The following is a 26431-nucleotide window of genomic DNA, read 5'->3' on the forward strand; positions in this document are numbered from 1 at the left end:
GCGCCCCACCCGCACCCCGCCCCTCCGCACCAGCCTGGACCGCGATGCACCTCCCCGCCGAACCCGGCCCGCCGACCCGCCGCCCCCTGGGGCGCGGTCCCGGAGCGGGGCCGCCCGCGGGGGACCCGGCGGCCGAAGCCGTCCCGGAGCCCGGCTCGCCCGAGGGGGAGCCCGAAGCCGAAGCCGTAGGGGCACCCGCCGCCGAAACCGTACGGGCACGCGCGGCCGAGCCGCCGGAGGCCGTAGGGGCACCCGCCGCCGAGCCGCCCGTCGAGCCCGGTGGCGCCGCCGAAGCCCCCGAGGCGCCCGCTGCGGCCCGCGCACCGCTTCCGGGCGGGCCGGGAGCCCCGGCGGCCGCGAAGGCCGCAGACGTCACCCCAGCGGCTCCTGGGGGCCGCACGGGGCCCGGCGGCGGGTCCGCGGCGCCGGGCGACGGCAGGTTCACCCTGCGGCTGGCCAACTTCGAGGGCCCCTTCGACCTGCTGCTCCAGCTGATCTCGCGGCACAAGCTGGACGTCACCGAGGTGGCGCTGTCCCGGGTCACCGACGAGTTCATGGCCCACATCCGGGCCATGGGTCCCGACTGGGACCTCGACCAGACCACCGAGTTCCTCGTGGTCGCCGCGACCCTGCTCGACCTGAAGGCCGCCCGGCTGCTGCCGGCCGCCGAGGTCGAGGACGAGGGCGACCTCGCCCTGCTGGAGGCCCGCGACCTGCTCTTCGCGCGCCTGCTCCAGTACCGGGCGTACAAGCGGATCGCGGAGATCTTCGAGGCCCGGGCGGAGGCCGAGGGCCGGCGCTACCCGCGCACCGTGGGCCTGGAGCCGCACCACGCCGAACTGCTGCCCGAAGTGGTCATCGGCATCGGCGCGGAGGGCTTCGCCCGCGTCGCCGCCCGCGCCATGCAGCCGAGGGCGGAGCCCCAGGTGTACGTGGACCACATCCACGCGCCGCTGGTCAGCGTGCGCGAGCAGGCCGGGCTCGTGGTGCGGATGCTGAAGGCGCGCGGCGAGGCCACCTTCCAGGAGCTCACCGAGGACGCCGGGGACACCCTGACGGTCGTCGCGCGGTTCCTGGCCCTCCTGGAGCTCTACCGGGAGAAGGCCGTGGTCCTGGACCAGGAGGCGGCCCTGGACACCCTGACCGTGCGCTGGAGCGGCGGGGACGGCGATGGCATGCCGACGGTGACCGACGAGTTCGACCGGATCGTGGAGGCGAAGGATTGAGCAGCGGCGACGCGGGGGCGCAGGCCCCGGCGGGCGGAACCGGCGCGGTGGCGGCCCTGGAGCTGAAGCCCGCCCTGGAGGCCGTCCTGATGGTGGTGGACGAGCCGGCCACGGAGGCGCACCTCGCCAAGGTGCTGGAGCGCACCCCGAGGGAGGTGGCGCTCGCCCTGCGCGAGCTCGCCGACGAGTACACGACGGCCCGCCGGGGCTTCGAGCTCCGGCTCGTCGCCGGGGGGTGGCGCTTCTACACCCGCGCGCGGTACGCGGCGGCCGTGGAGGCCTTCGTCCTGGACGGCCAGCAGGTCCGGCTCACCCAGGCCGCCCTGGAGACCCTGGCGGTCGTCGCGTACCGGCAGCCGGTCAGCCGGTCGAGGGTCTCGGCGGTCCGCGGAGTCAACTGCGACGGGGTCATGCGGACCCTCCTCCAGCGGGGTCTGGTGGCCGAGGCGGGGACGGAACCCGAAACAGGTGCGATCCTGTACAGGACGACGAACCACTTTTTGGAGCGGATGGGCCTACGCGGCCTGGACGAGCTCCCGGAACTCGCGCCCTTCCTCCCCGAGGCGGACGCGATCGAAGCCGAGACGCAGGAAGGTGTGCCGTCGTTCGATCTGGAGGCACCGTACGCCCCAGAAATGTGAAGACGACGACAAGACGACGGAACTTTGATGCGAAGCAGCGGCAACGGCAACGGTGGCGGCAACAGGAACAGCAGCGGCGGCAGCGGCGGGCGTGGTAGCGCCCGCGGCAGCGGCTCCGGCTCCGGCAGCGGTGGCTACCGCGGCGGCGGCTCCGGCGGTGGCAGCGGCTCCGGCGGTGGCTACCGCGGGGGCTCCAGCGGCGGCGGCTCCGGCTCCGGCGGTGGCTACCGCGGCGGCTCCGGCTCCACGGGCTCCGGCGGCTACCGCGGCGGCTCCGGCTCCACGGGCTCCGGCTCCGGCGGCGGTTACCGCGGCGCGGGCGGCTCGCAGGACCGCGACCGCGACCAGGCCCCCCAGCGTCCCCGCAACCCGCGCCCCGAGGAGCGCCGCTACGACGTGGGCCCCGAGGGCGAGCGCAACGGCCGCGGCGGGGCGAAGGCGGGCGGCGGCGGAGCCCGCGGCGCGGCCGACGGTCCCCGCGGCGGCTCCGGTGCCCGTGGCGCCGCGGCGCGCGGTGGTGCCAAGGGCGGCCCCAAGACCTCCAAGACTCCCGGCATCGGCGGGGCCGGCGGCCCGCGCCGAGGCCCGGGCAGCCGCAGCGGCCAGTCCCGCCCGCGCGAGCTGGACGCGCGGATCGAGGAGCGCGTGCGCGACCGGTACGCCGACAAGCCGGTCATCAAGACCCCGAAGACCTTCCCCGGCGCCGAGGAGGAGGGTGAGCGCCTGCAGAAGGTGCTCGCCCGTGCCGGCATGGGCTCGCGCCGCGCCTGCGAGGAACTGATCGAGCAGGCCCGCGTCGAGGTCAACGGCGAGATCGTGCTGGAGCAGGGCAAGCGTGTCCTGCCGAAGGACGAGATCAAGGTGGACGGCCTGACCGTCGCCACCCAGTCCTACCTGTTCTTCGCGCTGAACAAGCCGGCCGGCGTCGTCTCCACCATGGAGGACCCGGACGGCCGCCAGTGCCTCGGCGACTACGTCACCAACCGTGAGACGCGCCTGTTCCACGTCGGCCGGCTCGACACCGAGACCGAGGGCATCATCCTGCTCACCAACCACGGTGAGCTGGCCCACCGCCTCACGCACCCGAAGTACGGCGTGAAGAAGACGTACGTCGCCGCCATCACCGGCCCGCTGCCGCGCGAGATCGGCAAGCGCCTCAAGGACGGCATCGAGCTGGAGGACGGCTACGCCCGCGCCGACCACTTCCGCGTCGTCGACCAGGTCGGCAAGAACTACCTGGTCGAGGTCACCCTCCACGAGGGCCGCAAGCACATCGTGCGCCGCATGATGGCGGAGGCCGGCTTCCCGGTCGAGAAGCTCGTCCGCACCTCCTTCGGCCCGATCGAGCTGGGCGACCAGAAGTCCGGCTGGCTGCGCCGCCTGACCAACACCGAGGTCGGCATGCTGATGCGCGAGGTCGGTCTGTAGGGACCGCCCGCCCCACCGGCTCACGGAGAAGCCCGCAGCGCCCCACGGCGCCGCGGGCTTCTCCCTTGTCCCGGACCCCTCCGTCCTTTATAGTCAATTTGACTATTAAAGGGAGGGGGCCCGGAATGAACTGGACCTTGAGCTGGACCGAGGTGCTCGGCTTCGCCACCGGCGCCCTGTGCGTGTGGCTGGTCGCCCGGCAGCACGTCGCCAACTGGCCGATCGGCATCGCCAACAACATCTTCTTCATCGCGCTCTTCACCCAGGCCGGCCTGTACGCCGACGCCGGGCTGCAGATCGTCTTCATCGCCCTCGCCGCGTACGGCTGGTGGTCCTGGACCCACGGGGGTGGACCGGGAACCGAGGGGGCCCTGACCGTGCGCCGCACCACGCGCACCGAATGGGTCTGGCTGGCCGCGGCGGGGGCGGTGGGGGTGCTCGGACTGACCCTGCTGCTCTCACGGGCCACCGACTCGACCGTCCCCTTCTGGGACGCGGCCACCACCGGCCTCTCGCTCGCCGCCACCTACGGCCAGTGCCGCAAGCTCGTCGAGTCCTGGTGGCTGTGGATCGCCGCCGACCTGATCTACATCCCCCTGTACGCGTACAAGGAGCTGTACCTGACCGCCCTCCTGTACGTCGGCTTCCTCGCCCTGTGCGTGGCCGGCCTGACCGGCTGGCGGCGGTCGCTGCCCGCGCCGGCCGCCCGTACGGCCCTGGGAGCGAGGGCGTGAGGCGCTTCGGGCACGGGCTGGTGCTCGGCAAGTTCTACCCGCCGCACGCCGGCCACCACCACCTGGTGCGCACCGCCCGGGACCGCTGCGAGCGGCTGACCGTACTGGTCTGCGCCGCCTCCGTCGAGTCCGTGCCGCTGGCCGACCGCGTCGCCTGGATGCGCGAGGCGCACCCGGAGGCGGACGTGGTCGGCGCGGTGGACGACATTCCCGTCGACCTGAACGACCCGGCGGTCTGGGAGGCCCACATGGCCGTGTTCCGCGGCGCGGTGGCCGGCCCGGTGGACGCCGTCTTCACCTCGGAGGGCTACGGGGCCGAGCTCGCCCGCCGGTTCGGCGCCGAGGAGGTCTGCGTGGACCCCGGCCGGGAGCTGTTCCCGGTATCGGGGACGGCCGTACGGGCGGACCCGGCGGCCTGCTGGGACTTCCTGGGTCCGGCCGTACGGGCCTCGCTGGCCCGCAGGGTCGTCGTGCTCGGCGCCGAGTCCACCGGGACGACGACGCTGTCCCGGGCCCTGGCCGCGCACTACCGGCGGCGCGGCGGGGTCTGGGCGGGCACCGGCTGGGTCGCCGAGTACGGCCGCAGGTACAGCGAGGAGAAGCTCGCGGCAGCCCGTGCGGCGGACCCGGACGCCTCCTGGGCGGACGTCTCCTTCACCTCGGAGGAGTTCCCGGTGATCGCCCGGCGCCAGGACGCGGAGGAGGAGCGGGCCGCCCGGCTGGGCTCCCCGGTCCTGATCTGCGACACCGACTCCTTCGCGACCGGGATCTGGCACGAGCGCTACCTGGGCGGCCGCAACGAGGAGGTCGAGAAGACCGCCGCGCTGACCCGCCGGGACCTCTACCTGCTGACCGACCACGCGGACGTCCCCTTCGAGGACGACGGGCTGCGGGACGGGCCGCACCTCAGGCCGTGGATGACCGGCCGGTTCCGCGAGGAGCTCGAAGCCACCGGGAGGCGGTTCCTCGTCGTGCGCGGAGACCGGGAGGAGCGGCTGGCGACGGCCGTGGCCGCGGTGGACGGACTGCTCGCCGAGGGCTGGCACTTCGCCGACCCGCTGCCGGAGGCACGATGAACCGGGGAGCGCCGGCGGGCTACGACCCGTACGCCTTCGAGCCGTTCGCGGTGACCGTGGACCTCGCGGTGTTCACCGTACGGGGCGGGCGGCTGCACGTGCTGCTGATCCGGCGCGGGCAGGAGCCGTACGCGGGCGCCTGGGCGCTGCCCGGTGGCTTCGTCCTGCCGCGCGAGTCCGCCGAGTCCGCCGCCCGCCGGGAGCTGGCCGAGGAGACCGGGCTGCCGGAGGCGGTGGTCGCGGCCCTGCACCTCGAACAGCTGCGCACGTACAGCGAGCCGGACCGGGACCCCCGGATGCGGGTGGTCTCGGTCGCCTTCACGGCGCTGGTCCCGGACATGCCGGAGCCGGCGGCCGGGGGCGGCGGCGACGCGGCCCACGCCTGCTGGGTGGCGGCGGGGGAGGCTTCCGGGCTGGCCTTCGACCACGCGGTGATCCTGGCGGACGCGCGGGAGCGGGTCGGCGCGAAGCTGGAGTACACCTGCCTCGCCACCGCGTTCTGTCCGCCGGAATTCACCCTCGGCGAGCTCCAGGCCGTCTACGAGACCGTCTGGGACGCCGCCCTCGACCGCCCGAACTTCCGCCGCAAGGTGCTGGCCACCCCCGGCTTCGTGGAGGCCGTACCCGGCGCCGCCCGGCTCACCGGCGGCCGTGGCAAGCCCGCCGCGCTCTACCGGCCGGGACCGGCCACCACCCTGCACCCGCCCCTGCTCCGCCCCTCGGAAGGACACCCCCGATGACGACGACCACGAAACGAGCGGCGACGGGCGCTCTCATCGGCCTCGCGCTGGGTGACGCCCTGGGCTACCCCACCGAGTTCAACGACGTCCCGTCGATCCTCGCGAAGACCGGCCCGTGGCGCGAGATGAAACTGCCCCGCCCGGCGATGGTCACCGACGACACCCAGATGACCCTCGCCCTGGCCCGCGGCATACGGACCGCCGCCGAACGCGGCCGCGTCGGCCCCCTGCGCCTGGCCGGGCCCGTCCGGGAGGAGTTCGTCGCCTGGTACCACTCCCCGGAGAACAACCGGGCTCCCGGCCAGACCTGTTTGACGGCCTGCCGGCTGCTCGACCACCCGGACCGGGACTGGCGCGACGCCAGCCGGCTCGGCTCCAAGGGCTGCGGCGCGAACATGCGGGTCGCACCGGTCGGGCTGGTGCCCGGCTGGACGGAGGAGGAGCGGGCCGGCGCGGCCCAGCTCCAGTCGGCCCTGACCCACGGACACCCGACGGCGCTGGCCGCCTCCGACCTGACGGCGCGGGCGGTGTACCTCCTGGCCCGGGGCACCGAGGTGACCGGGCTGGTCGGGCAGCTTCGCTCGTACGCCCTGGAGAACCGCACCCGCTACCACGAGCGCTGGCTCGGCGACCTCTGGACGCGGACGTCCTCCGACGCCTCCGCGACGTCCTTCATCGCCCGGGGCTGGGACGAGTGCCTGGGCGTCCTGGACCGCGTGGCGCAGGCCCTGCGCACCCCCTCCCCGGAGACCGACCCCTGCCTGACGACGGGCGACGGCTGGATCGCGGAGGAGGCCTTCGCCACGGCCCTGCAGTGCTTCCTGCTCTTCCCGGAGGAGCCGCTCACGGCCCTGCGCCGCGCGGCCTGCACGGCGGGCGACTCCGACTCGATCGCCTGCCTGGCCGGCGCCTTCGCGGGCGCCCACCTCGGCGCGGACGCCTGGCCGCGCGAGTGGGAGGGCCGCATCGAGTACCGCGACGAACTCCTGTCCTTCGGCACCCTCTGGGACGCGTGACCCCGTAGGGGGTGAGGCGTCCCGTCAGTGCCGGGACGCGGACGCGGCGGTTTCGGTGTGGACGGCCGAGGCGCGGCGGGCGCGGAGGAGGAAGTCCTCGACGCGGGCCCGGTCCGGGGCCTCGGGGAGGGGCGTGCCGGCCAGGGCGGCCGCGGTCTCCTCGACGAGGCGGGCCATCCAGGCGTCGGTCTCGTCCCAGGTGAGCTCTCCGCGGCGGACCGCCAGGAGGCGGTCGCGCATCGGACCCGCGTCGATGGCCAGGTGCCCCGTGCGCAGCAGGTCCCGGCAGGACAGCAGCAGGCGCAGCAGGTGCATGGCGTGCTTCCAGCGCGGGGCCCCGTGGACGCGGACGTCGGCGAGGAGCTTGCCGTGCTGGGACTGGGCGTACCGGCTGAAGCTGGTGTGGGCCCGGCGGGAGAGGAAGGCCCCGCGGAGGGAGAGGAGTTCCTCGCCCACCGGGGTGACCTCCTCCACCAGGGGGGAGTGCAGGCACTCCAGGATGTTCGGGTTGGCGCGCAGGGCGAGCGCGCAGAAGTGCTCCAGCTCCCAGGAGAACTCCTCGTCCCGGGGGCCCTCCACATGCGTGGGGGGCTTGTCGAAGCGCCAGAACAGCGGAGTCGGGGCGAGGTAGACACCGCGCAGGTCGGTGTCGCTCGCCTCGGTCGCCAGTCCGAACGCCCGGGAGCCCATCACGCAGCGGTAGACGGTGTGGTCCCGCACCAGCGTCAGATCGTCCATCCGGAGAGCCTAAGGGGGCCTGCCGACAGGCCACCCCTCGGATCGTGCCGGGTCGGCACGATCCGAGAGGGACGCCCTAGGCGAGCGAGATGTTGCCGTCCGCCGCCACGGTGATCTTCTTCTCGGACAGCGGGCGGGTGGCCGGGCCCTTGGTGACCGCGCCGTCCGTGTCCTTGAACTTGCTGTCGTGGCAGGGGCAGACGATGGTGCCGTCCGCGACCTTGTTCACGAGGCAGCCCGAGTGGGTGCAGACCGCCGAGAAGCAGCGGTACTCGCCGGCCTTCGGCTGGGTGATCACCAGCTTCTCCTCTTTGAGCACCGTGCCGCCGCCGACCGGTACGTCCGCCGTCTTGGCGATCGCCTTCGCGGCGCTCCCGGCGGGCGCGGACGGTGCCGCGGAGGGTGCGGCCGCACTGCCGGGCTCGCTGGCCGGCTTCGGCTCGGAATCGCCGCCGCAGGCGGCGAGCGCGCCGCCCGCCAGGGTGGCCGCGCCTGCCGCCAGGACGGTGCGCCGGGCGGTACGCGTGGGGTAGCTCATGACTGTCTCCTCGCTCTGTGGCCGGATGGCGTGCAGCATCCTGGCCTGTGACGGGCCCCGGGACGGAGTCCGCCGCGCCTTTTCAGGTTCCCGGCTGCCATGGGGCCAGTGAGGCAGGACTGCCGGGAGTGCGTACGACCTCCCACACGCGGATCACGGCCTCCCGGTTCAAAGGGCCGTGGACGTGCGGGTAGCGGCCCCCTGAATCACCCTCCCGGCGGACGTCCGCCGTCAGGGCTGCTTCGTCGAGTTCCACCGCGAGCAGGGTCCCCCGTACCCCGTGGTAGTGCGCGTCGGCGATCGCCAGTGCGGTCGGGCGGTCCGCCGAACAGTGCACGAATCCCTCGGTGGCGAGTGAGGGCGGGGCGTACGGGAGGCCGGGTGCGGCCGCCCAGTCGGCGAGCGGGACGAGGTGGAAGATCATGCCGAACGTTCTACCGGAGCGGGAGGGGAAGCGGGATCCGGAACCGGAACGGGCGTGTGCGCCAGGTGGCGGCACCGTCCGGTACGGGTGACATTGTCCGTGTCTCGAAGCCGGGTGCGCCGCTGTCCGCGCGGCCCGGTCCCTCTCCGAAAGGCACGACCATGGCGGGTAACGACCTCGGCTCTCTTCTCGGTGGCCTCCTCGGCGGCGGCCAAGGCGGCACCGGAGGCGGCGGCGGCAACATCCTCGGCTCGCTCCTCGGCTCGCTCCTCGGCGGCGGCGGCGCGGCCGGCGCGGCCGGCGCCCAGGCGGGCGGCGGGAACAACCCGCTGGGCGGCCTGATGGACATGCTGACCAAGTCGGGGCTGGCCGAGCAGGCCCGGTCCTGGGTCGGCACCGGCGAGAACAAGTCGGTCAGCGGTGCGCAGATCGCCGAGGCGCTGCCCGACGAGACCCTCCAGAAGGTCGCCGAGCAGGCGGGCGTCACCCCCGAGAAGGCGGCCGACGAGATCGCCAGGACACTGCCCCAGGCCGTCGACAGGCTGACGCCCGACGGACAGGTGCCCTCGGGCTCGCTGGAGGACATCATCCGGCAGCAGAAGCTCTGACCGGCGCGCACGCCGCCGTTCGCGAGGGCCCGGCCCACCGTCCCGAGGGACGGACCGCCGGGCCCTCGCGGCGCGCGCGGTGGCTACGCTGGCCGGGCAGTGCCCCCGCCGTGCCGTACGCAACCCTGGAGCGCCCGTGAGAACCGCCGTCGTCATCGGAACCGGACTGATCGGCACCTCGGCGGCGTTGGCCCTGTCCGCCCGCGGGATCGCCGTCCACCTGGTCGACCACGATCCGGCCCAGGCCCGTACCGCGGCCGCCCTCGGCGCCGGCACCGACGAGGCCCCGGAGGGCCAGGTGGACCTCGCCGTCGTCGCCGTGCCACCGGCCCACGTCGCCGCGACGCTGGCGGACGTGATCGGACGCGGGGTGGCCCGGGCGTACGTGGACGTGGCCAGCGTAAAGGGCGGTCCGCGCCGGGAACTGGCCGAACTGGGCGTGGACGTCACCGCGTACATCGGCACCCACCCGATGGCCGGCAAGGAGCGCTCCGGCCCCCTCGCCGCGACGGCCGACCTCTTCGAGGGGCGGCCGTGGGTGCTGACCCCGACCCGGGACACCGACCACGAGGTGCTCAACCTCGCGCTGGAACTGGTGGCGCTGTGCCGGGCCGTGCCGGTCGTGATGGACGCGGACGCGCACGACCGGGCGGTGGCGCTGGTCTCGCACACCCCGCAGCTGGTGTCGAGCATGGTCGCGGCCCGCCTGGAGGAGGCCGACGAGACGGCGGTCCGGCTCTGCGGGCAGGGCATCCGGGACGTGACGCGGATCGCCGCCTCCGATCCCCGGATGTGGCTGGAGATCCTCTCCGCGAACCCGGGACCGGTCGCCGACGTCCTCTCCGGGATCGCCGCCGACCTCGCGGAGACCGTGGAGGCCCTGCGGGGCCTGCAGTCGGCCGACGAGGAGAAGCGGCGCGGCGGGGCGGCGGGCATCGAGGACGTGCTGCGGCGCGGGAACGCCGGCCGGGTACGGGTGCCGGGCAAGCACGGCGCGGCGCCGACGGTGTACGAGACCGTGGCCGTCCTCATCAGCGACCAGCCGGGCGAGCTGGCCCGCATCTTCGCCGACGCGGGACGGGCGGGGGTCAACATCGAGGACGTCCGCATCGAGCACGCGACGGGCCAGCAGGCCGGCCTCGTCCAGCTGATGGTGGAGCCGCGGGCGGTGGCCGGACTGACGGCCGAGCTGCGCGAGCGCGGCTGGGCCCTGCGTCAGCAGTAGCCGGCCCGGACGCTCCCGCCGGGCTCCGGCGGCGGAAATCCGCCGGTGCGCGGACCCGTACCGCCGGGTTCCGGCCGCGCGGAACCGGCTCCCGGAGGGTCCGGATCCGCCGGGCGGGGACGGGGGGCGCCGGGGCCCGGTAACCTGGGGAGGGGCGCTTTTGGCGCGCCCGGACAGCACCAGCAACCAGGAAGGTGCCCGCACCGTGGAAACCGTAGCTCCGTCCGCCGTGATCGTCGCCATCGACGGTCCCTCCGGCACGGGCAAGTCCAGCACCTCCAAGGCCGTGGCCGCCAAGCTCGGGCTGCGCTACCTGGACACCGGCGCCCAGTACCGGGCCATCACCTGGTGGATGATCACCAACGGCGTCGACACCGACGACCCGCAGGCCGTCGCGGTCGCCGCGGGCAAGCCGGCCATCGTCTCGGGCACCGACCCGCACGCCCCCACGATCACCGTGGACGGCGTGGACGCCTCCGGTCCCATCCGCACCAAGGAGGTCACCTCCAAGGTCAGCGCCGTCAGCGCCGTCCCCGAGGTGCGCACCCTGATCACCGCGCTCCAGCGCTCCATCGCCGCCGCGGCGGCGACGGGGATCGTCGTCGAGGGCCGGGACATCGGCACCACCGTCCTGCCCGACGCCGACCTCAAGATCTTCCTGACGGCCTCCGCCGAGGCGCGCGCCGCGCGCCGCAGCGGCGAGCTCCGCGGCAAGGAGGCCGCCGACCTCGCGGCCACCCGGGAGGCGCTGGTCAAGCGCGACGCGGCCGACTCCGGCCGCAAGACCTCCCCGCTGGCCAAGGCCGACGACGCCGTCGAGGTCGACACCACCGAACTCACGCTCGACCAGGTCATCGAGTGCGTCGTCACGCTGGTGGCCGAGCGGCAGACCCCGCAGACCGCCGGAAGCATCCGGAACGGGCGGTCCGCGTGAGTGAAGCGCCCTCCCTGAAGGGTGCGGAGGTCGGCAGGCGCATCGGCATCGGGCTCATGTACGGGCTGTGGAAGCCGCGCGTCCTGGGGGCCTGGAAGGTGCCCGTCTCGGGCCCCGTCATCCTCGCCGTGAACCACTCCCACAACATCGACGGCCCGATGGTCATGGGCACCGCACCGCGGCCGCTGCACTTCCTGATCAAGAAGGAGGCCTACGTCGGCCCCCTCGGCCCCTTCCTCAACGGGATCGGGCAGGTCAGGGTCGACCGGAGCGGAGCGGACCGGACCGCGATAGGGCGCGCCCTCGGTGTGCTCGACCAGGGCGGAGCGCTGGGGATCTTCCCCGAGGGCTCCCGGGGCGAGGGCGACTTCGCCTCGCTCCGTGCGGGACTCGCGTACTTCGCGGTCCGCAGCGGCGCCCCCGTCGTGCCGGTGGCCGTCCTCGGCAGCGGCGACACCCCGGGACGCCTCGTCAAGGGGCTCCCGGCACTCAAGAGCCGGGTCGACGTCGTCTTCGGCTCGGCCTTCGACGCGGGGGACGGCAGTGGCCGCCGGACCCGTACCGCGCTGGACGAGGCCACCGTACGCATCCAGGACCGGCTGACCGCCCACCTGGCCGATGCCAAGCGCCTCACCGGGCGCTGAGCGAGACTTGAACCAGTAGTGGAACCCCGCTGCGCGGGTGCCACCGATCACCACGAACGACGAGGAACGGACTTCATGAACGACCAGCACGACCAAGGAGCACTTGGCGACGCCGAGTACGCGGAGTTCATGGAGCTCGCCGCGGAAGAGGGCTTCGACATCGAGGACGTCGAAGGCGCGCTCGGGGAGGCCGCTGCCGGCCCCCTGCCCGTCCTCGCCGTCGTGGGCCGGCCGAACGTCGGCAAGTCGACCCTCGTGAACCGGATCATCGGCCGCCGCGAGGCGGTCGTCGAGGACAAGCCCGGCGTCACCCGCGACCGCGTCACGTACGAGGCGGAATGGGCCGGCCGCCGCTTCAAGGTCGTCGACACCGGCGGCTGGGAGCAGGACGTCCTCGGCATCGACGCCTCCGTCGCCGCCCAGGCCGAGTACGCCATCGAGGCCTGCGACGCCGTCGTCTTCGTCGTCGACGCCAAGGTCGGCGCCACCGACACCGACGAGGCCGTCGTCCGGCTGCTGCGCAAGGCGGGCAAGCCCGTCGTGCTGTGCGCCAACAAGGTCGACGGCCAGAGCGGCGAGTCCGACGCGGCCTCCCTGTGGTCGCTGGGTCTCGGCATGCCGCACCCGGTCTCCTCGCTGCACGGCCGCGGTACGGGCGACATGCTCGACGCCGTCCTCGAAGCGCTGCCGGAAGCACCCGCGCAGACCTTCGGCACCCCGGTCGGCGGCCCGCGCCGCATCGCGCTGATCGGCCGCCCGAACGTCGGCAAGTCCTCGCTGCTCAACAAGGTCGCGAAGGAGGACCGCGTCGTCGTCAACGAGATGGCCGGCACCACCCGTGACCCGGTCGACGAGCTGATCCAGCTCGGCGGCGTCACCTGGAAGTTCATCGACACCGCGGGCATCCGCAAGAAGGTGCACCTCCAGCAGGGCGCCGACTACTACGCCTCCCTGCGCACGGCCGCCGCCGTCGAGAAGGCGGAGGTCGCGGTCATCCTGATCGACTCGACCGAGAACATCAGCGTCCAGGACCAGCGCATCATCACCATGGCCGTCGAGGCGGGCCGCGCGATCGTGATCGCGTACAACAAGTGGGACGAGCTCGACGAGGAGCGCCGCTACTACCTCGAGCGCGAGATCGAGACCGAGATGCAGCAGGTCGCCTGGGCGCCCCGGGTGAACGTCTCGGCGCTCACCGGCCGCCACATGGAGAAGCTGGTCCCGGCGATCGAGACCGCCCTCGCGGGCTGGGAGACGCGCGTCCCGACGGGCCGCCTGAACGCCTTCCTCGGCGAGGTCGTCGCCGCCCACCCGCACCCGGTCCGCGGCGGCAAGCAGCCCCGCATCCTGTTCGGTACGCAGGCGGGCAGCAAGCCCCCGCGGTTCGTCCTCTTCGCCTCCGGCTTCCTGGAGCACGGCTACCGGCGCTTCGTCGAGCGCCGCCTGCGCGAGGAGTTCGGCTTCGAGGGCACCCCGATCCACATCTCGGTGCGGGTGCGCGAGAAGCGCGGCGCCCTGCACAAGAAGAAGTAGGAGCGCGGGAACAGCAGCGCGGCGGGACGCCGGGGGTCAGTAGCCCCGGCGCGGAGCGGGCGGCAGGGCCGCCGGGATGTGCGTCATTCCGGTCTGGTGCTGCCGCCCGTTCGTGTAGGCGGGGCTGCCGGCGTACGAGTACGCGGGCTGGGGCTGCGGCTGAGGGGCCGGCGAAGGCTGCCAGCCGTCGGTCTGCTGCCAGGCGGGGCCGCTCCACGCGCTGCCGTACGCACTGCCGCCCGTGTACCCGCCGCCGTACGAGAACGCCGTGAAGCCGAGGTCCTCCTCACCCGTGCGGTCACCCGGAAGGGCCCGGAAGGAGCGCAGGTACTCCGAGTACAGGGCGTCGTAGATCGGGGTGTGCGAGGCGGCCGGAGCACTGACCCGGTCCCATGCGGGGCGCGTGGGGGAGACGCTGCTCGGATGGGACGGGGCGCGGGAGGAGTCGTGTGAATGCACGTATCAGCCAACGAAACCAGCGCCCTGCGGATGCGGGGTGAGGGGCGCGAAAACGCAGATCGCCGGGGGTGCGCGGGACGGACCGCGCACCCCCGGCGCACGCCGCCCGGCCCCCTCGGCGGGGGGTCGGGCGGCCGTTCCGGCGGCAGGGGAGGGCGTCAGGCGCCCGCGGTGCCGGCCAGGGGCATCGAGGCGGCCACGAGCTGGCCCGCGGCGGCGGCCTTGTCCAGCGCGTCGCGCAGCAGGTCTTCGCGCGGCTGCTGCCCGATGGAGCCGACCGGGGCGGCGTAGATGAGCACGCGCTGGGTCTTGTTGACGGCGGCCCGCCAGCCGTCGGTGACCGACAGGGCCTGGTGCGCCTGCCACCAGGAGACCGGACGGCCGCCGTCGAGTCCCGGCTGCAGCACGGCGTGCAGCTGGCCTGCCGCGAGCAGGACCGACCAGCCCGCGAGTCCGGCGGGGAGCTCGGAGGTGTCCGTGACGGGGACGAAGCCCTGCTCGATGAGGAGCGGGAGGAAGTCGTCGCCGGGGCCGTCGCTGCCGGGACGGGCGATGGGCGCGGTCGGCTCGACCACCAGGGCCGGGTGCAGCTCGCCGCCGATCAGGACCAGACCGCTGGTGATGCCGAGGACGGCCTGCCCGCCCGGGTTGCTCTGCGGGGCGCCCGCGGGAGCCGGGGCCGGGCTGTCGCCGGTGATGCTGGCCACGGCGCCCTGGAGCTGCTCCTCGGAGACGGTGACGACCTGCGAGGGGATGCAGGTGGCGTGCGCGAAGGCCAGGACGGCCGTCTCCTCGCCGACGAACAGCACCGTGCTGGTGGGGTCGCTCTGCGGGTCTCCGGGGGTGCGGCAGGAGGTGCAGTCGTAACTGCGCGGCGCGTCGTCGCCGACGAGCAGCCTGTCGGCTTCTTCGTCACCGATCTCGGCACGTACCTCATCACTGACGTCGAGCATGGGCGGCACGGGGTGGCTCCTCGGCATAGGTGCGGCGGGCCGGGGGGTTCCCGGCTCGCCGGGCTCAACGGCCGAGCGGTGGCCGGGGTCACGCCATGGGAGGGAACGGATTCGAACCCGGCCCCCGGAGGGGTGAACCGTCCGACGGGGGCTTTGCTTTCGTGCCAACTCTTTTCTGTTTGTGTGCAGTTGGTGGGCAGTGCTGTGTGTTTCGGGTGCGTGGGCCGCGTCGGCCGACCGGGTGGGGCGCAGGGGCGCGCGGTGTGGCGTGCGGGCGGCCCGGGCGCTCCTCCGTAGCGTGGCCCGATGCCCCCTCTCCGGATCCGGCAGGCCGCGCGCGGGGTCGCGGCCGCGCTGGTGCTCGTACTCCCGTGGGACGCCGCCGCCCGGGCCTGCGCCGCCTCTGCGGGGGCCCCGCCGCCGCCCGCGCCCGGACCGGCCGGCGCCGCGTACCCCGGTTCGCCCGGGATCGTCGGCCGGGGGCCGGGGGACTGCGGGCCGGGCGGGGAGTGGCCCTGGGACTGCGTCGCCGACTGCGAGAGCGGCGGGCGCTGGGCGGTCAACACCGGCAACGGCTTCTACGGGGGGCTGCAGTTCTGGCAGCCGACGTGGGAGGAGCACGGGGGACTGGCTTTCGCGGCCCGGGCGGACCTGGCGAGCCGGGAGCAGCAGATCAGGGTCGCGGAGGACGTGCTGGGCGCGCAGGGGTGGGAGGCGTGGCCGGTGTGCGCGAAGCGGTACGGGCTGGCGGGGCGGATGCACGCGGTGCGGGCCGGGGAGACGCTGGTGTCGATCGCGGCGAGGCGCCGGGTGGCGGGCGGATGGCGGGCCCTGTACGAGGCGAACCGGGGGGTGATCGGGGAGCGGCCGGAGCGGCTCGCCGTGGGCACGCTGCTGGCCCTGCCCCCGGCCGCCGCGCCCCCGCCGGCCAAGGCGCCCGCACCGGCGGCCCCGACGCCGGGACCGGCCGTCCCGATGCCATCGGCCAAGGCGCCCGCAGCGGCGGTCCCGAAGCCGCCGGGCAAGGGGCCCGTACCGGCGGTCCCGACCGCGCCGGGCAAGGCGCCCGCGGTGGCGGTCCCGAAGCCGCCGGGCAAGGGGCCCGCGGCGGCTCCGACCGCGGTACCGGGCGCCTCCGTTGCGGGGACCGCCGCGGGGCGTCCGGCTTCCGCGCCGGTCCCGGCCGGGCCGGTGGCGGCGCCCGCCGTCGGCGGGCCGTCACCGGCGCCGCCCGGGGCGCGGCTCGCGCCGTCGCGCCCGCGCTGAACCCGGGCCGCCCGCGCGCGGCGTGCCCGGGCGGCCCGGAGGGGGAGCGTCCGCTGGGTGACCGGCAGACTGCTCCGCATGCTTGATGCCTCCGCACGACTGCTGCGCCTGCTGTCCCTGCTGCAAGCCCACCGGGAGTGGACCGGGGCCGATCTCGCCGACCGGCTCGGGGTGACCCCGCGCACGGTGCGGCGGGACGTCGACCGGTTGCGGGAGCTGGGGTATCCGGTCAACGCCAGCCCCGGGACCGGAGGCGGCTACCAGCTGGGGGCCGGGGCCGAGATGCCGCCGCTGCTGCTGGACGACGAGGAGGCCGTGGCGGTCGCCGTCGGCCTGCGCACCGCCGCCGGGAACGGGGTGGAGGGGATCGGGGAGGCCTCCGTACGGGCCCTCGCGAAGCTGGAGCAGGTGCTGCCGGCGCGGCTGCGCCGCCGGGTCTCGGCGCTCAACGAGTTCACCGTGTCCATGCTGCGCGACCCCCAGGGCTCCACCGTCGACCCCTCCGTCCTGACCGAGCTGGCCGCCGTCTGCCGGGACGGCGAGCGGCTGCGCTTCGGGTACCGGGACCACGCGGGCACCGTCAGCCGCCGCACCGTGGAGCCGCACCGGCTGGTGTGCACCGAGCGGCGCTGGTACCTCGTCGCCTGGGACGTGGACCGGGAGGCCTGGCGGACCTTCCGGGCCGACCGGATCGAGCCCAGGCCCCCGCACGGGCCCCGGTTCACCCCGCGCCCGCCGCCGGCCGCGGACCTGGCCGCGTACGTCTCCCGGGGCGTGTCGCAGGGCGTGTACGCGGCCAGGGCGCTCATCCGGCTGAAGATGTCGGCCGAGGAGGCGGCACTGGTCGTCGGGCCCAGTGACGGAACCCTGGAACCGGTCGACGCGGAGAGCTGTCTGCTGCGGACCGGGGCGGTGAACCTGACCGTTCTCGTGATTCACGTCATGGTGCTCGGCTGTGAGTTCGAAGTCGTCGAGCCGCCGGAGCTGACGGACCGGATCAGGGCCGCGCGGGATCTCCTGGGCCGGGCCGTGGACTCCGCACCCGTGAAGGAAACGTAAGGGAACTGAGGGCCAATCACCTGGTCCGGTCCACGGGTTCCCGGCAATCCCCGGCGGGAATTACCCCTCTCTCGGAGGGAATTCCACGCGGTCTTCCCGGCGGGCGTGTCGCGCACGGGAAAACAAAGGGAGGCCGTCGATATTCTGTGACACAAGCGTGACCCGGGACGGACTAACGTGCCGGCCGGCCGCTGACGGTACGGGGGGCGCCCGCGGGTCCCGCGGCGGGAACGGCGGAGGCGGGCCGGGTCGGTGACCCGGCCCGCCTCGGTGTCGCGGGGGAGGTGGTGCGCACCGACCCGCGGACGTCAGCCGCCGGTCACCGGACGCGCCGCGGCGCCCCGGCCGGGGGCCCGCTCGGCGTGCGCCGGACGGCGGCTGCCGGCCGGGGTGACCGGGGTCCGCTCGGAGCGGATCACGTGCGCCCTGGTGGCCACGTGCACGGCGGGGCGGGGCGCCGGGGAGTGCCCGGTGGCCGCGCCCGCGGGGACGGCGGGGGCGGCGGACGGGGCGGAGCTGACGGGGGCCGCCGGCTCGGCGGCCGCGGCGGGGGCCCGCGTCGGCGCCCCGGCGGCGTCCGCGTCCAGCCTGAGCTGCCACTTGCCGCCCGCGGAGAGCAGCGGGGTGAGCGCGACGGCCACCGGCGCGGGCATCCGACCGGTCTCGGCGCGGCGGCGCAGCAGCTCGCGCAGCTCGAAGACGTAGGCCTCGACGCGGGCGATGAGCGGTTCGAACCAGGGGAGCGCCAGCAGGATCAGCAGCCCCGCGGTCCAGCCGAGCAGGACGTCGCTGACCCAGTGGGTCCCCAGGTAGACGGTGGTGGCGCCGACGCTCAGGGAGACGACGGCGGACACCACGGACAGCACCCGCCGGGTGACCACGGTGGAGGCCAGATAGGCCAGGATTCCCCAGGTCACGACGGCGTTGGCGGTGTGGCCGGAGGGAAATATATCGCCGCCCGCGAAGAGCTCGGCGGAACCGATCTCGGTGGCGTAGTGCGGGCCGAGGCGGCCGAGGCCGATCTTGACGGCGCCGACGGTGACATTGAGCAGCAGCAGGGCCACGCCGAGGGTGATCAGCGGGCGGAGGGTGTGCTGGCGCCAGGAGCGCCAGCCGAGCCAGGCGGCGACCATCACCGCGGTCGGTCCGCGCTGGCCGAGCACGACGAGGTAGTCGAGGAAGGCGTGCAGCTGCGGCCACTGCTCGTAGGGGCGGAAGAACATGACCTGCCAGTCCAGCCGGACGAGCCAGGACGTGGTCAGTACGGCCACCACGATCGCGAGGTAGAAGGCCAGCGTCGATCCCAGGAGCACGACGCGGTGCCGGCTCATCTGCGGGGTTTGCAGATGAGCCGGTCGCTCTGGTTCCCGGTCCAGCCGGGCGAACACCCGCTCCAGACGGGGCAGGATCAGATCGGTACGCACTCAATCGACGTTACCGCGCGTGGCTGGGCGCCCCGGGCGAATCACGCGCTTTGTGATGACCATGTGATGTGGAGTTGGTCTCACACGGGACTTAATTGCCGCTATTTCGAACGCGGTTGGAGTCCGGCTGATCCACTGTTACCGAAATTGGTTTCGCGCACTTACCTGTGCTTTATTGCCGCCGCTGGCGCCCTTTGCCGAAAGGTGGATCGGAATGTTTCATTCCGTTATCTACGGGGGTCCGGAGCCGTTCAGCCAGAACGCCCCGTAGACCGCCGAGGCCGAGGCCGCGGCCCCCAGCGCCAGGGCCGCCCACCGCGTCCGCCACCGGGCCAGGGCCACCGCCACGGGAAACAGCAGCGGGAAGGCGGGCAGCAGCAACCGCGGCTTGGAGCCGAAGTACCCCGACGCGCACAGGGCCAGCGCCATCACGATCCCGCCGTACACGAGCAGCGGCACCGGCTGCCGCTGCCGTACGCACCGCACGTACAGCCACAGCACCAGCGCGACCCCGGCGACCAGCCCGGCGCCGGCCGCGAAGCCCGCGGAGGCCGGGGCGCCCGGTGAGGCAAGCTTCGCCCCGACGAAGCGGGCGAAGGCCCGGCCGCCGTCGAAGCCGTTGCCCCAGCCCGCCTGCACGTCCAGGTAGCCGAACGGCCCGCCCCCGGTGCGCGCGCCGACCCACAGCACGTACGCCGCCGCCCCCAGCGGGGCCAGCAGGGAGCCCGCGGCCATCCGCCACGACCGCTCCCCGCGCCGCAGCGCCAGGGCGACCGCCGCCCACACCGCCGCGACCACCGCGGCGCCGACCGGGCGGGTCAGCCCGGCCCCCGCCGCCAGCAGCCCAGCGGTCAGCCACCGGCCGCGCAGGGCCCCGTACAGGGCCCAGGCCGCGAGTGCGGTGAACAGGGCCTCGCTGTACGCCATGGACTGCACGATCCCGACCGGCAGCACCGCCCACAGCGCCACGGCCAGCACCCCGGCCCGGCGGCCGTACAGCAGGTCGGCGACGGCGAAGATCCCCCAGGCCGCCGCGAGCCCCGCGAACGCCGACACCACCAGGCCCGAGGAGCCGTGGGAAAGCCCGGTCACGGCCGACAGCAGCCGCTCCAGCCAGGGCAGGAGCGGGAAGAAGGCCAGGTTCGAGTGGACGTCCCCGTTCGGGAGGACCACCTCGTAGCCGTATCCGCCGGCCGCGGTGCGGGCGTACCAGAGCGAGTCCCAGCGGGCCGACAGCAGCGTGTGCGGACTGCTGCCGGCGGCCGCGCTCCAGCCGCCGAGGACGAGCAGCCCGAGCAGCCTGACCGCCGCGAAGACGGCCAGCGCGGGCGCGGCCCGGCGAAATCCAAGATCTTTCACGGGCATGATTATCGGTGGCGGCGTCCCGCGGGCGCCCCGCGGGCGCGGCCGGGCACCACGAGCCGTGAACGCGCGTGTACGCGGGGAGAAAAGCGGCCCGGCGAGTGGCGTACGCCACACGGCGGCCGCCTGCGGGATGAGAGCTTGACCACGTGGGCGACAGGCGAACTCGCGTACGCTGACCGTTCACTCGCGTGTCGATGCCGGACCCGTCGGAAGCCGCACAGCGCACCATCCCCGCGGCCCCACAGACGCTGGTCCGCCGAGTGCGGGGGGATCACCTGGGAGGTACATGCATGTCGGGGACGAACACGGCCGACCGCAGGACCCCCGGCTCCTGGCAGCGGCTCCGCGCGGCATCCGGCGGGGCCAACCGCTGGGTCGTCCTGGCGGTGCTCTGCGTCAGCCTGGTCCTCGTCGCGCTCGACGCGACGATCCTGCACGTCGCCGTCCCGTCCGTCACCGAGGACCTGCGCCCCGGCTCGATCGAGCTCCTCTGGATCGTCGACGCCTACCCGCTGGTCTGCGCCTCCCTGCTGATCCTCTTCGGCACCCTGGGCGACCGGGTCGGCCGCCGCCGCGTCCTGCTCCTCGGCTACGGGCTCTTCGGCGCGGCCTCCGCGCTGGCGGCCCTCGCCGACAGCGCCCAGGTCCTCATCGCCGCCCGCGCGCTGCTCGGCATCGGCGGCGCGATGATCATGCCCGCCACGCTGTCGATCCTGCGCCAGGTCTTCCCCGACCGGCGCGAGCGGGCCCTCGCCATCGGCATCTGGACCGCCGTCGCCGCCGTCGGCGCCGCCAGCGGACCGGTGCTCGGCGGCTTCCTCGTCCAGCACTTCTGGTGGGGCTCCGTCTTCCTCATCAACATCCCGCTGATGGCACTGATCCTCCCGCTGGGACGCTGGCTGCTTCCCGAGTCGAAGGGCACCTCCGACGGCCCCTGGGACGTGCTCGGCGCGCTGATGGCCGCCGCCGGAGTGCTCGGCTCGGTGCTCGGCATCAAGCGGCTGGGCGCCGAGCGGCAGCTGCTCGACGCCGAGGCGATGGTCCCGCTGTTCCTCGGGGCGGCGCTGCTCGTGCTGTTCGTACGGCGCCAGAGGCGCCGCACGCACCCGCTGATCGACATGCGGCTGTTCTCCCGCGCCGCCTTCACGACCGCCGTCGGCTGCATCGTGCTCGCCATGCTGGCCCTGGTCGGCCTGGAGCTGATCGCCGTCCAGTACCTCCAGCTGGTGCTGCACCTCAGCCCGCTGGAGACCGGCCTGCGGCTGCTGCCGCTGACCTTCGCCGCCATGGCCGCCGGCGCCACCGGGTCCTACACCCTGACCCGGATCGGCCCGCGGACCATGGTCTCGCTGGGCTTCCTGCTCACGGCCTTCGCCGTGCTGCTGCTGACCCTGATGGGACATCAGGACCGTCCCGTCCTGCTCACCACGGGTTTCATCCTGCTCGGCTACGGGCTCCAGACCACCCTGTTCGCCGCGTACGAGTCCATGCTGAGCGAGGCCCCCGCGGCCACCGCCGGCGGTGCGGCCTCGATCGGCGAGACCTCGTACCAGCTGGGCGCGGGCATGGGCATCGCGCTGCTGGGCAGCGTGATGAACGCGGTGTACGCCCCGGGGCTCGTTGGGGTGCCGGGCGTCTCGGCGGCGCAGTCGGAGGGCGCCGCCCATTCGCTGGGCGAGGCCTACCAGATCGCCGCGCAGCTCGGCGGGCCCGCGGGGGCGTCGCTGTACGAGGCCGCACGGCACTCCTTCGTGCACGGGCTGCACGTGACGCTGGTCGTGAGCGCGGGGCTGCTGCTCGCGGGCGCGGCGATGGCGCTGAAGCTGCCGCGGGTGATGGAGTGCGGGGCGCCTGGCGGCGAGCCGGGCGGGGACGTGGCGGTGCGACTGCCTGCCCAGGGGGGCGGGGAGCGGGTCGGAGGGGTGCCTTCGCAGGCCGCCGGTGAGTCGTATCCGGCTCCTGCGGAGCGCGCGGGCTGATCATGCCGGGCCGCTGTGCCGCTGTGGGCCCGGGTGCGTGTTCGCCTGCGGCGCCGTTGCCGGGGGCGCTGCCCCCGGACCCCCGCGCCTCGAATGCCGGCGGGGCTGAATCATGGCCGCGGGGGCTGATCAGGGCCGCGCTGATCGTGGTCTGCTGATCATGGGCGGGGTGGGGGTGGACGGGTGGGGAAGGGGGCGTCTAGCGTCGGGGGCGCCGCGCGAAAACGTGCGCTGCCAGGTTCCGACTCCGGCCGCCGGGAGGCCCCGTGTCCGCGTTCCAGCCCCATGATCCGCTCGGGCTCGACGAGCTCCTCGGTCCGGAGGACCTCGCCATCCGCGACACCGTCCGCGGCTGGGCCGCCGACCGGGTGCTGCCGCACGTCGCCGAGTGGTACGAAAAGGGGGAGCTGCCGGAGATCCGCGAGATCGCCCGCGAGCTCGGCTCGCTCGGCGCCCTCGGGATGTCGCTGACCGGCTACGGCTGCGCCGGCGCCAGCGCCGTCCAGTACGGCCTCGCCTGCCTGGAGCTGGAGGCCGCCGACTCCGGCATCCGCTCACTGGTGTCCGTGCAGGGGTCCCTCGCGATGTACGCGATCTGGAAGTACGGATCCGAGGAGCAGAAGCAGCGATGGCTTCCCGGCATGGCCGCGGGCGAGCTGATCGGCTGCTTCGGGCTGACCGAGCCGGACCACGGCTCCGACCCCGCGGGCATGCGGACGTACGCGAAGCGCGACGGCACCGACTGGGTGCTGAACGGCCGCAAGATGTGGATCACCAACGGGTCGGTGGCCTCCGTCGCCGTGGTGTGGGCGCAGACCGACGAGGGGATCCGCGGCTTCGCGGTGCCCACCGGCAGCGCCGGGTTCCACGCCCCGGAGATCCGGCACAAGTGGTCGCTGCGCGCCTCGGTGACGAGCGAGCTGGTCATGGACGACGTACGGCTGCCCGCGGACGCGGTCCTGCCCGGCGTCACCGGTCTCAAGGGCCCGCTCGGCTGTCTCAGCCACGCGCGGTACGGGATCATCTGGGGGTCCATGGGAGCGGCGCGCGCCAGTTTCGAGTCCGCGCTCGACTACTCCAGGACCCGGGAGCAGTTCGGCAAGCCGATCGGCGGCTTCCAGCTCACACAGGCCAAGCTCGCGGACATGGCCCTGGAGCTCCACAAGGGCATCCTGCTGGCCCACCACCTGGGCCGGCGCATGGACGCGGGCACCCTGCGACCGGAGCAGATCAGCTTCGGCAAGCTCAACAATGTCCGCGAGGCCATCGAAATCTGTCGGACCGCGCGGACCATCCTGGGTGCCAACGGGATCTCCCTCGAATACCCCGTCATGCGGCACGCCACCAACCTCGAATCGGTCCTCACCTACGAGGGCACCGCCGAGATGCACCAACTGGTGCTGGGCAAGGCGCTCACCGGGCTCGACGCCTTCCGGTGAGGGGCCCTGCCTAGCTCTGGTTGAAGAAGTCGCGCGAGCGGCCGCCGGGCTCACCGCTCACGATCTGGGTGTCGGCCGGGGTCAGCAGGAAGACCCTGGTCGCCACCCGCTCGATCGATCCGCGCAGCCCGAAGGTCAGTCCGGCCGCGAAGTCGACCACGCGCTTCGCGTCGCCGGGGTCCATCGACGACAGGTTGACGATCACCGGGACGCCCTCGCGGAACAGCTCGCCGATGCCGCGCGCGTCCCGGAAGCCGTCCGGGGTGACCGTGGCGATCCGGCGTCCCTGGTCGACGGCCGACTCCGAGGCCACCTTGACCCGGGGGTCGGTGACCCACGCGTCGCCGGGGCCGGAAACCGAACCGCCCTGGGCGCCCTCCGCGTAGTCGTCGTCGTAGTAACGCTCGTCGTCGCTGTCTTCCACGAGACCCAGCCAGGCACTCGCCTTGCGCACCGAACCCATGGACGCCTCCTTTCACCGCGGTCAGTCTGTCTTCTCTCCGCTGCCCCTATGGTCGTCCATGATGCTGACAACGCGCCAAGTGGATAGTCGGCGCGCACGGGTTTCGTGACGGTACTGGTGCAGAACATCCGTTGCACGGTCAAGGATCCAGGCGGCTACCGCTGCTGACTGAGTGAAAATACGACTGCTGCGGCCTTACGGGTGAGCGATGCGGACGTACGGGTGACGTGCGGGGCTCGCTACGATGCCCGGCAGACAGGCGTACGACCCACGGGGGAGCAGATTGTTCGGCATCGTCAGACCTTGCACGCACCGGCTCGGGGAGCGGTTCAAGGCGGAGTGGATGGCCCATCTGTGCGGGCTGTGCCTGGCACTTCGCGGGGACCACGGCCAGTTCGCCCGGATCGTCACGAACTACGACGGCTTGCTGGTCTCCGTTCTGACGGAGGCTCAGTCCGGGCCCGCTCCCGGCGCGCGCCGCACCGCGGGGCCCTGCCCCCTGCGCGGGATGCGCACGGCCTCGGTGGCCCGGGGCGAGGGGGCGCGGCTCGCGGCCGCCGTCTCGCTCGTCCTGGCCTCCGCGAAGGTGCGGGACCACGTCGCGGACCGGGACGGGCTGTTGGCCCGGGCGCCCCTCGCCCTGGCGGCCCGTACGGTCGCCCGCGGCTGGGACCGGGCCGGTGCCCGGACCGGGGCCTCGCTCGGGTTCGACACGGCGGTGCTCGTCGACGCCGTGGACCGGCAGGGGGGCGTCGAGGCCCTGGCCGGCCCCGGCACGCCCGTGCTCGTCGTGACCGAGCCGACGGAGACCGCCACGGCCGCCGCCTTCGCGCATACCGCGCAGCTGGCCGGACGGCCAGGCAACGCCGCCGCGCTCGCCGAGGCGGGCCGGTACTTCGGGCGGCTCGCGCACCTGCTGGACGCGGTGGAGGACCAGGGCGCCGACGCCGAGGCGGGCGCCTGGAACCCGCTCACCGCCACCGGGACCCCGCGCGCCGAGGCCCGGCGGCTGTGCGACGACGCCCTGCGCGGCATCAGGCTGGCACTGGACGAGGTCGAGTTCGCCGACGCCGGCCTCGCCCACCGGTTGCTCGTGCACGAGCTGCGCACCTCCGTGGACCGGGCCTTCGGGACCGCGAGCTGCGGGCACGACCACACCGCCGCGGCATCGGCCGGGCAGGGCGGCCCGTACGGGAGCCAGCCCTACGGGAGCCAGCCCCACGGGAGCCAGCCCCACGGGGGGCAGCCGTACGGCGGCCAGGGCGCCGGCAACCCGTACGCGCAGCACCCGTACGGCGGCCCGCCCCAGGGCGGCGCCCCGTACGGCGGGGGAGCCCCCGGCGGGCCCGGCGTGCCCCCCTCGGGCCCGGGCGGCGGTGGCGGCGGCTTCGGCGGGCCGACCCCGCCGAAGCCGCGCCGCGGGCTGCTCGCCGGCTGCGCGGTCGCCATCGGCCTGTTCTGCACGTGCCGGATCTGCTGCGCCGACGAGTACGAGGGCCCCTGGTCCCGCAAGAAGCGCGAGGGCTGCTGCTCCAACTGCGACTGCCCGTCGGGCTGCAACTGCGACGGCTGCTGCTGCCCCTGCGACTGAGGCTCCGTCAGGTTCCACAGGTCCGGACGGGGTACCCCCGGGTTCCCGTCCGGACCGGCGTGGAAGGGTTGAGCGGCATGAGCGACGACGCGGACGATCCGCACACCGACTGGCGGAAATGGCACGAGCGACGGCTGGCCGCCGTGTCCGCCCCCTACGGCCCCCTCGCGCTGACCGGAACCCACTGGCTCGCCGACCACCCGGAAGGTCGACTTCCGGCCGTTCCGGGGCTCTGGCGCGCGAGCGGCGGCGCGGTGACGCTGACCGCCGCCGCCGGGGACTCCCTGCGCCTCGACGGCGAGCCCCTCGCGGGCGAGGCCGTGCTCGGCGCCGACGAGGGCCCGCCGTCGGGCTCCCGGGTCTCGGCGGGCGAGGTCCGGCTCGTCGTGATCCGGCGCGAAGGGGAGTGGGCGGTCCGCGTCTTCGACCCCGGCTCCGAGGCCCGCCGTGCCTTCTCCGGCATCGAGGCCACCCCGTACGACCCGGCCCTCGCGCTGCCGGGCCGCTTCCGCCCGTACGCCGAGGACCGGACCGTCCAGGTCGAGAACGCCGACGGGCGTGCCCGGGGCCTCGGGCTCGGAGGGGAGCTCGTCTTCGCCCACGAGGGCGCCGAGCACACCCTCCAGGTCGCCGTCGACGAGGGCGACGGCAGTCTCTGGGCCGTCTTCGGCGACGCCACCGGCGGTCGCTCCAGCTACCGCTTCCGCTTCCTGAAGCCCGGCGCCCCCGCGCCCGACGGCTCGATCACCGTGGACCTCAACCGCGCGGTGCTGCCGCCCTGCGCCTTCGCGGACCACTTCGTGTGCCCGTTCCCGCCGCCGGGGAACACGCTGCCCTTCGAGGTGGCGGCAGGTGAACGGCGGCTGAAAGCCGCCCTTGCGACCGGTATCTGACGACAGCACACTCCCGACAGTGCTTGTCAGGGACA

General features: G+C 74.2%; 26 protein-coding genes. 18 read left to right on the top strand and 8 right to left on the bottom strand.

Translation table 11 applies throughout. The features are described 5' to 3' along the window. Positions 1–44 precede the first annotated feature (44 nt). The 7 genes from ACFWW8_RS28545 to ACFWW8_RS28575 all read left to right on the top strand — a co-directional run bounded on the left by ACFWW8_RS28545 (position 45) and on the right by ACFWW8_RS28575 (position 6861). A complete protein-coding gene (locus tag ACFWW8_RS28545; protein ID WP_386532846.1) occupies positions 45–1226 on the top strand; it encodes a segregation/condensation protein A in 1182 nt (393 codons plus the stop codon). Beyond that, positions 1223–1867, top strand: coding sequence for an SMC-Scp complex subunit ScpB (scpB, locus tag ACFWW8_RS28550; RefSeq protein ID WP_386532849.1), 645 nt, complete (start codon positions 1223–1225; stop codon positions 1865–1867). Before ACFWW8_RS28545 ends, scpB begins: the two co-directional genes overlap by 4 nt. A 27-nt stretch (positions 1868–1894) precedes the next feature. Continuing rightward, positions 1895–3295, top strand: a complete 1401-nt coding sequence (locus ACFWW8_RS28555) for a pseudouridine synthase (protein ID WP_386532852.1) — start codon at positions 1895–1897, stop codon at positions 3293–3295. 125 nt (positions 3296–3420) lie between these two features. After that, a complete protein-coding gene (gene pnuC, locus ACFWW8_RS28560) occupies positions 3421–4029 on the top strand; it encodes a nicotinamide riboside transporter PnuC (protein WP_386532854.1) in 609 nt (202 codons plus the stop codon). Further along, entirely contained in the window at positions 4026–5105 is a 1080-nt protein-coding gene (locus ACFWW8_RS28565) for an AAA family ATPase (RefSeq protein ID WP_386532857.1), read from the top strand. Before pnuC ends, ACFWW8_RS28565 begins: the two co-directional genes overlap by 4 nt. Continuing rightward, positions 5102–5845: an NUDIX domain-containing protein gene (locus tag ACFWW8_RS28570; protein ID WP_386532860.1), complete on the top strand. Its 744-nt coding sequence runs from the start codon at positions 5102–5104 to the stop codon at positions 5843–5845. The genes ACFWW8_RS28565 and ACFWW8_RS28570 overlap by 4 nt, the downstream gene beginning before the upstream one ends. Then, positions 5842–6861 (top strand): ADP-ribosylglycohydrolase family protein, encoded by a 1020-nt coding sequence (locus tag ACFWW8_RS28575; protein WP_386532863.1) that lies wholly within the window; start codon positions 5842–5844, stop codon positions 6859–6861. Before ACFWW8_RS28570 ends, ACFWW8_RS28575 begins: the two co-directional genes overlap by 4 nt. A 24-nt stretch (positions 6862–6885) precedes the next feature. Here ACFWW8_RS28575 and ACFWW8_RS28580 read toward each other — a convergent pair whose 3' ends face one another. From ACFWW8_RS28580 to ACFWW8_RS28590, 3 genes are all read right to left on the bottom strand, one after another. Then, positions 6886–7599, bottom strand: coding sequence for a DNA polymerase beta superfamily protein (locus tag ACFWW8_RS28580; protein WP_386532865.1), 714 nt, complete (start codon positions 7597–7599; stop codon positions 6886–6888). A gap of 76 nt (positions 7600–7675) precedes the next feature. Further along, a complete protein-coding gene (locus tag ACFWW8_RS28585; protein ID WP_386532867.1) occupies positions 7676–8137 on the bottom strand; it encodes a Rieske (2Fe-2S) protein in 462 nt (153 codons plus the stop codon). An 82-nt stretch (positions 8138–8219) separates the two neighbouring features. Continuing rightward, positions 8220–8561: a DUF952 domain-containing protein gene (locus ACFWW8_RS28590; protein ID WP_386532869.1), complete on the bottom strand. Its 342-nt coding sequence runs from the start codon at positions 8559–8561 to the stop codon at positions 8220–8222. 122 nt (positions 8562–8683) lie between these two features. Between ACFWW8_RS28590 and ACFWW8_RS28595 the strand changes: the two genes are divergently transcribed. The 5 genes from ACFWW8_RS28595 (at position 8684) to der (ending at position 13505) form a co-directional block, all read left to right on the top strand. Beyond that, positions 8684–9169 (top strand): YidB family protein, encoded by a 486-nt coding sequence (locus ACFWW8_RS28595; protein WP_386532964.1) that lies wholly within the window; start codon positions 8684–8686, stop codon positions 9167–9169. A gap of 136 nt (positions 9170–9305) precedes the next feature. Next, entirely contained in the window at positions 9306–10394 is a 1089-nt protein-coding gene (locus ACFWW8_RS28600) for a prephenate dehydrogenase (RefSeq protein ID WP_386532872.1), read from the top strand. A 205-nt stretch (positions 10395–10599) separates the two neighbouring features. Further along, positions 10600–11328: a (d)CMP kinase gene (gene cmk / locus ACFWW8_RS28605; protein ID WP_386532875.1), complete on the top strand. Its 729-nt coding sequence runs from the start codon at positions 10600–10602 to the stop codon at positions 11326–11328. Positions 11329–11384: 56 nt separating this feature from the next. Continuing rightward, positions 11385–11972 carry a lysophospholipid acyltransferase family protein gene (locus tag ACFWW8_RS28610; protein ID WP_386532966.1) on the top strand — a complete coding sequence of 196 codons (588 nt, stop codon included), beginning with the start codon at positions 11385–11387 and terminating at the stop codon, positions 11970–11972. 75 nt (positions 11973–12047) lie between these two features. Beyond that, entirely contained in the window at positions 12048–13505 is a 1458-nt protein-coding gene (gene der / locus ACFWW8_RS28615; protein WP_386532878.1) for a ribosome biogenesis GTPase Der, read from the top strand. 36 nt (positions 13506–13541) lie between these two features. Here der and ACFWW8_RS28620 read toward each other — a convergent pair whose 3' ends face one another. Together ACFWW8_RS28620 and ACFWW8_RS28625 are read right to left on the bottom strand one after the other, a co-directional pair. After that, positions 13542–13964 (bottom strand): hypothetical protein, encoded by a 423-nt coding sequence (locus tag ACFWW8_RS28620; RefSeq protein ID WP_386532881.1) that lies wholly within the window; start codon positions 13962–13964, stop codon positions 13542–13544. A 158-nt stretch (positions 13965–14122) separates the two neighbouring features. Continuing rightward, positions 14123–14926, bottom strand: coding sequence for a hypothetical protein (locus ACFWW8_RS28625; protein ID WP_386532884.1), 804 nt, complete (start codon positions 14924–14926; stop codon positions 14123–14125). Positions 14927–15223: 297 nt separating this feature from the next. Between ACFWW8_RS28625 and ACFWW8_RS28630 the strand changes: the two genes are divergently transcribed. Beyond that, entirely contained in the window at positions 15224–16183 is a 960-nt protein-coding gene (locus tag ACFWW8_RS28630) for a transglycosylase family protein (protein ID WP_386532887.1), read from the top strand. A 78-nt stretch (positions 16184–16261) separates the two neighbouring features. Then, on the top strand, positions 16262–17242 hold the full coding sequence (locus ACFWW8_RS28635; protein ID WP_386532890.1) for a helix-turn-helix transcriptional regulator: 981 nt from the start codon (positions 16262–16264) through the stop codon (positions 17240–17242). A gap of 308 nt (positions 17243–17550) precedes the next feature. Here the strand turns inward: ACFWW8_RS28635 and ACFWW8_RS28640 are convergent, their stop codons facing one another. Then, on the bottom strand, positions 17551–18666 hold the full coding sequence (locus ACFWW8_RS28640; protein ID WP_386532893.1) for a phosphatase PAP2 family protein: 1116 nt from the start codon (positions 18664–18666) through the stop codon (positions 17551–17553). Positions 18667–18897: 231 nt separating this feature from the next. Further along, positions 18898–20031 carry a glycosyltransferase family 39 protein gene (locus tag ACFWW8_RS28645; RefSeq protein WP_386532895.1) on the bottom strand — a complete coding sequence of 378 codons (1134 nt, stop codon included), beginning with the start codon at positions 20029–20031 and terminating at the stop codon, positions 18898–18900. 290 nt (positions 20032–20321) lie between these two features. On the opposite strand from ACFWW8_RS28645, the gene ACFWW8_RS28650 reads away from it, so the two are divergent. After that, on the top strand, positions 20322–22010 hold the full coding sequence (locus ACFWW8_RS28650; protein ID WP_386532897.1) for an MFS transporter: 1689 nt from the start codon (positions 20322–20324) through the stop codon (positions 22008–22010). Between the two features lie 266 nt (positions 22011–22276). Continuing rightward, a complete protein-coding gene (locus tag ACFWW8_RS28655; RefSeq protein ID WP_386532899.1) occupies positions 22277–23449 on the top strand; it encodes an acyl-CoA dehydrogenase family protein in 1173 nt (390 codons plus the stop codon). 10 nt (positions 23450–23459) lie between these two features. Here the strand turns inward: ACFWW8_RS28655 and ACFWW8_RS28660 are convergent, their stop codons facing one another. After that, a complete protein-coding gene (locus ACFWW8_RS28660) occupies positions 23460–23912 on the bottom strand; it encodes a cell division protein SepF (protein WP_386532902.1) in 453 nt (150 codons plus the stop codon). A 283-nt stretch (positions 23913–24195) separates the two neighbouring features. On the opposite strand from ACFWW8_RS28660, the gene ACFWW8_RS28665 reads away from it, so the two are divergent. Then, complete coding sequence (locus tag ACFWW8_RS28665; RefSeq protein WP_386532905.1) at positions 24196–25503, top strand: DUF5685 family protein; 1308 nt, start codon at positions 24196–24198, stop codon at positions 25501–25503. A gap of 77 nt (positions 25504–25580) precedes the next feature. After that, a complete protein-coding gene (locus ACFWW8_RS28670; protein ID WP_386532907.1) occupies positions 25581–26396 on the top strand; it encodes a DUF1684 domain-containing protein in 816 nt (271 codons plus the stop codon). Positions 26397–26431: the final 35 nt, after the last annotated feature.

The sequence above is a fragment of the Streptomyces sp. NPDC058701 genome (genome assembly GCF_042715295.1).
Taxonomy (GTDB): Bacteria; Actinomycetota; Actinomycetes; order Streptomycetales; family Streptomycetaceae; genus Streptomyces.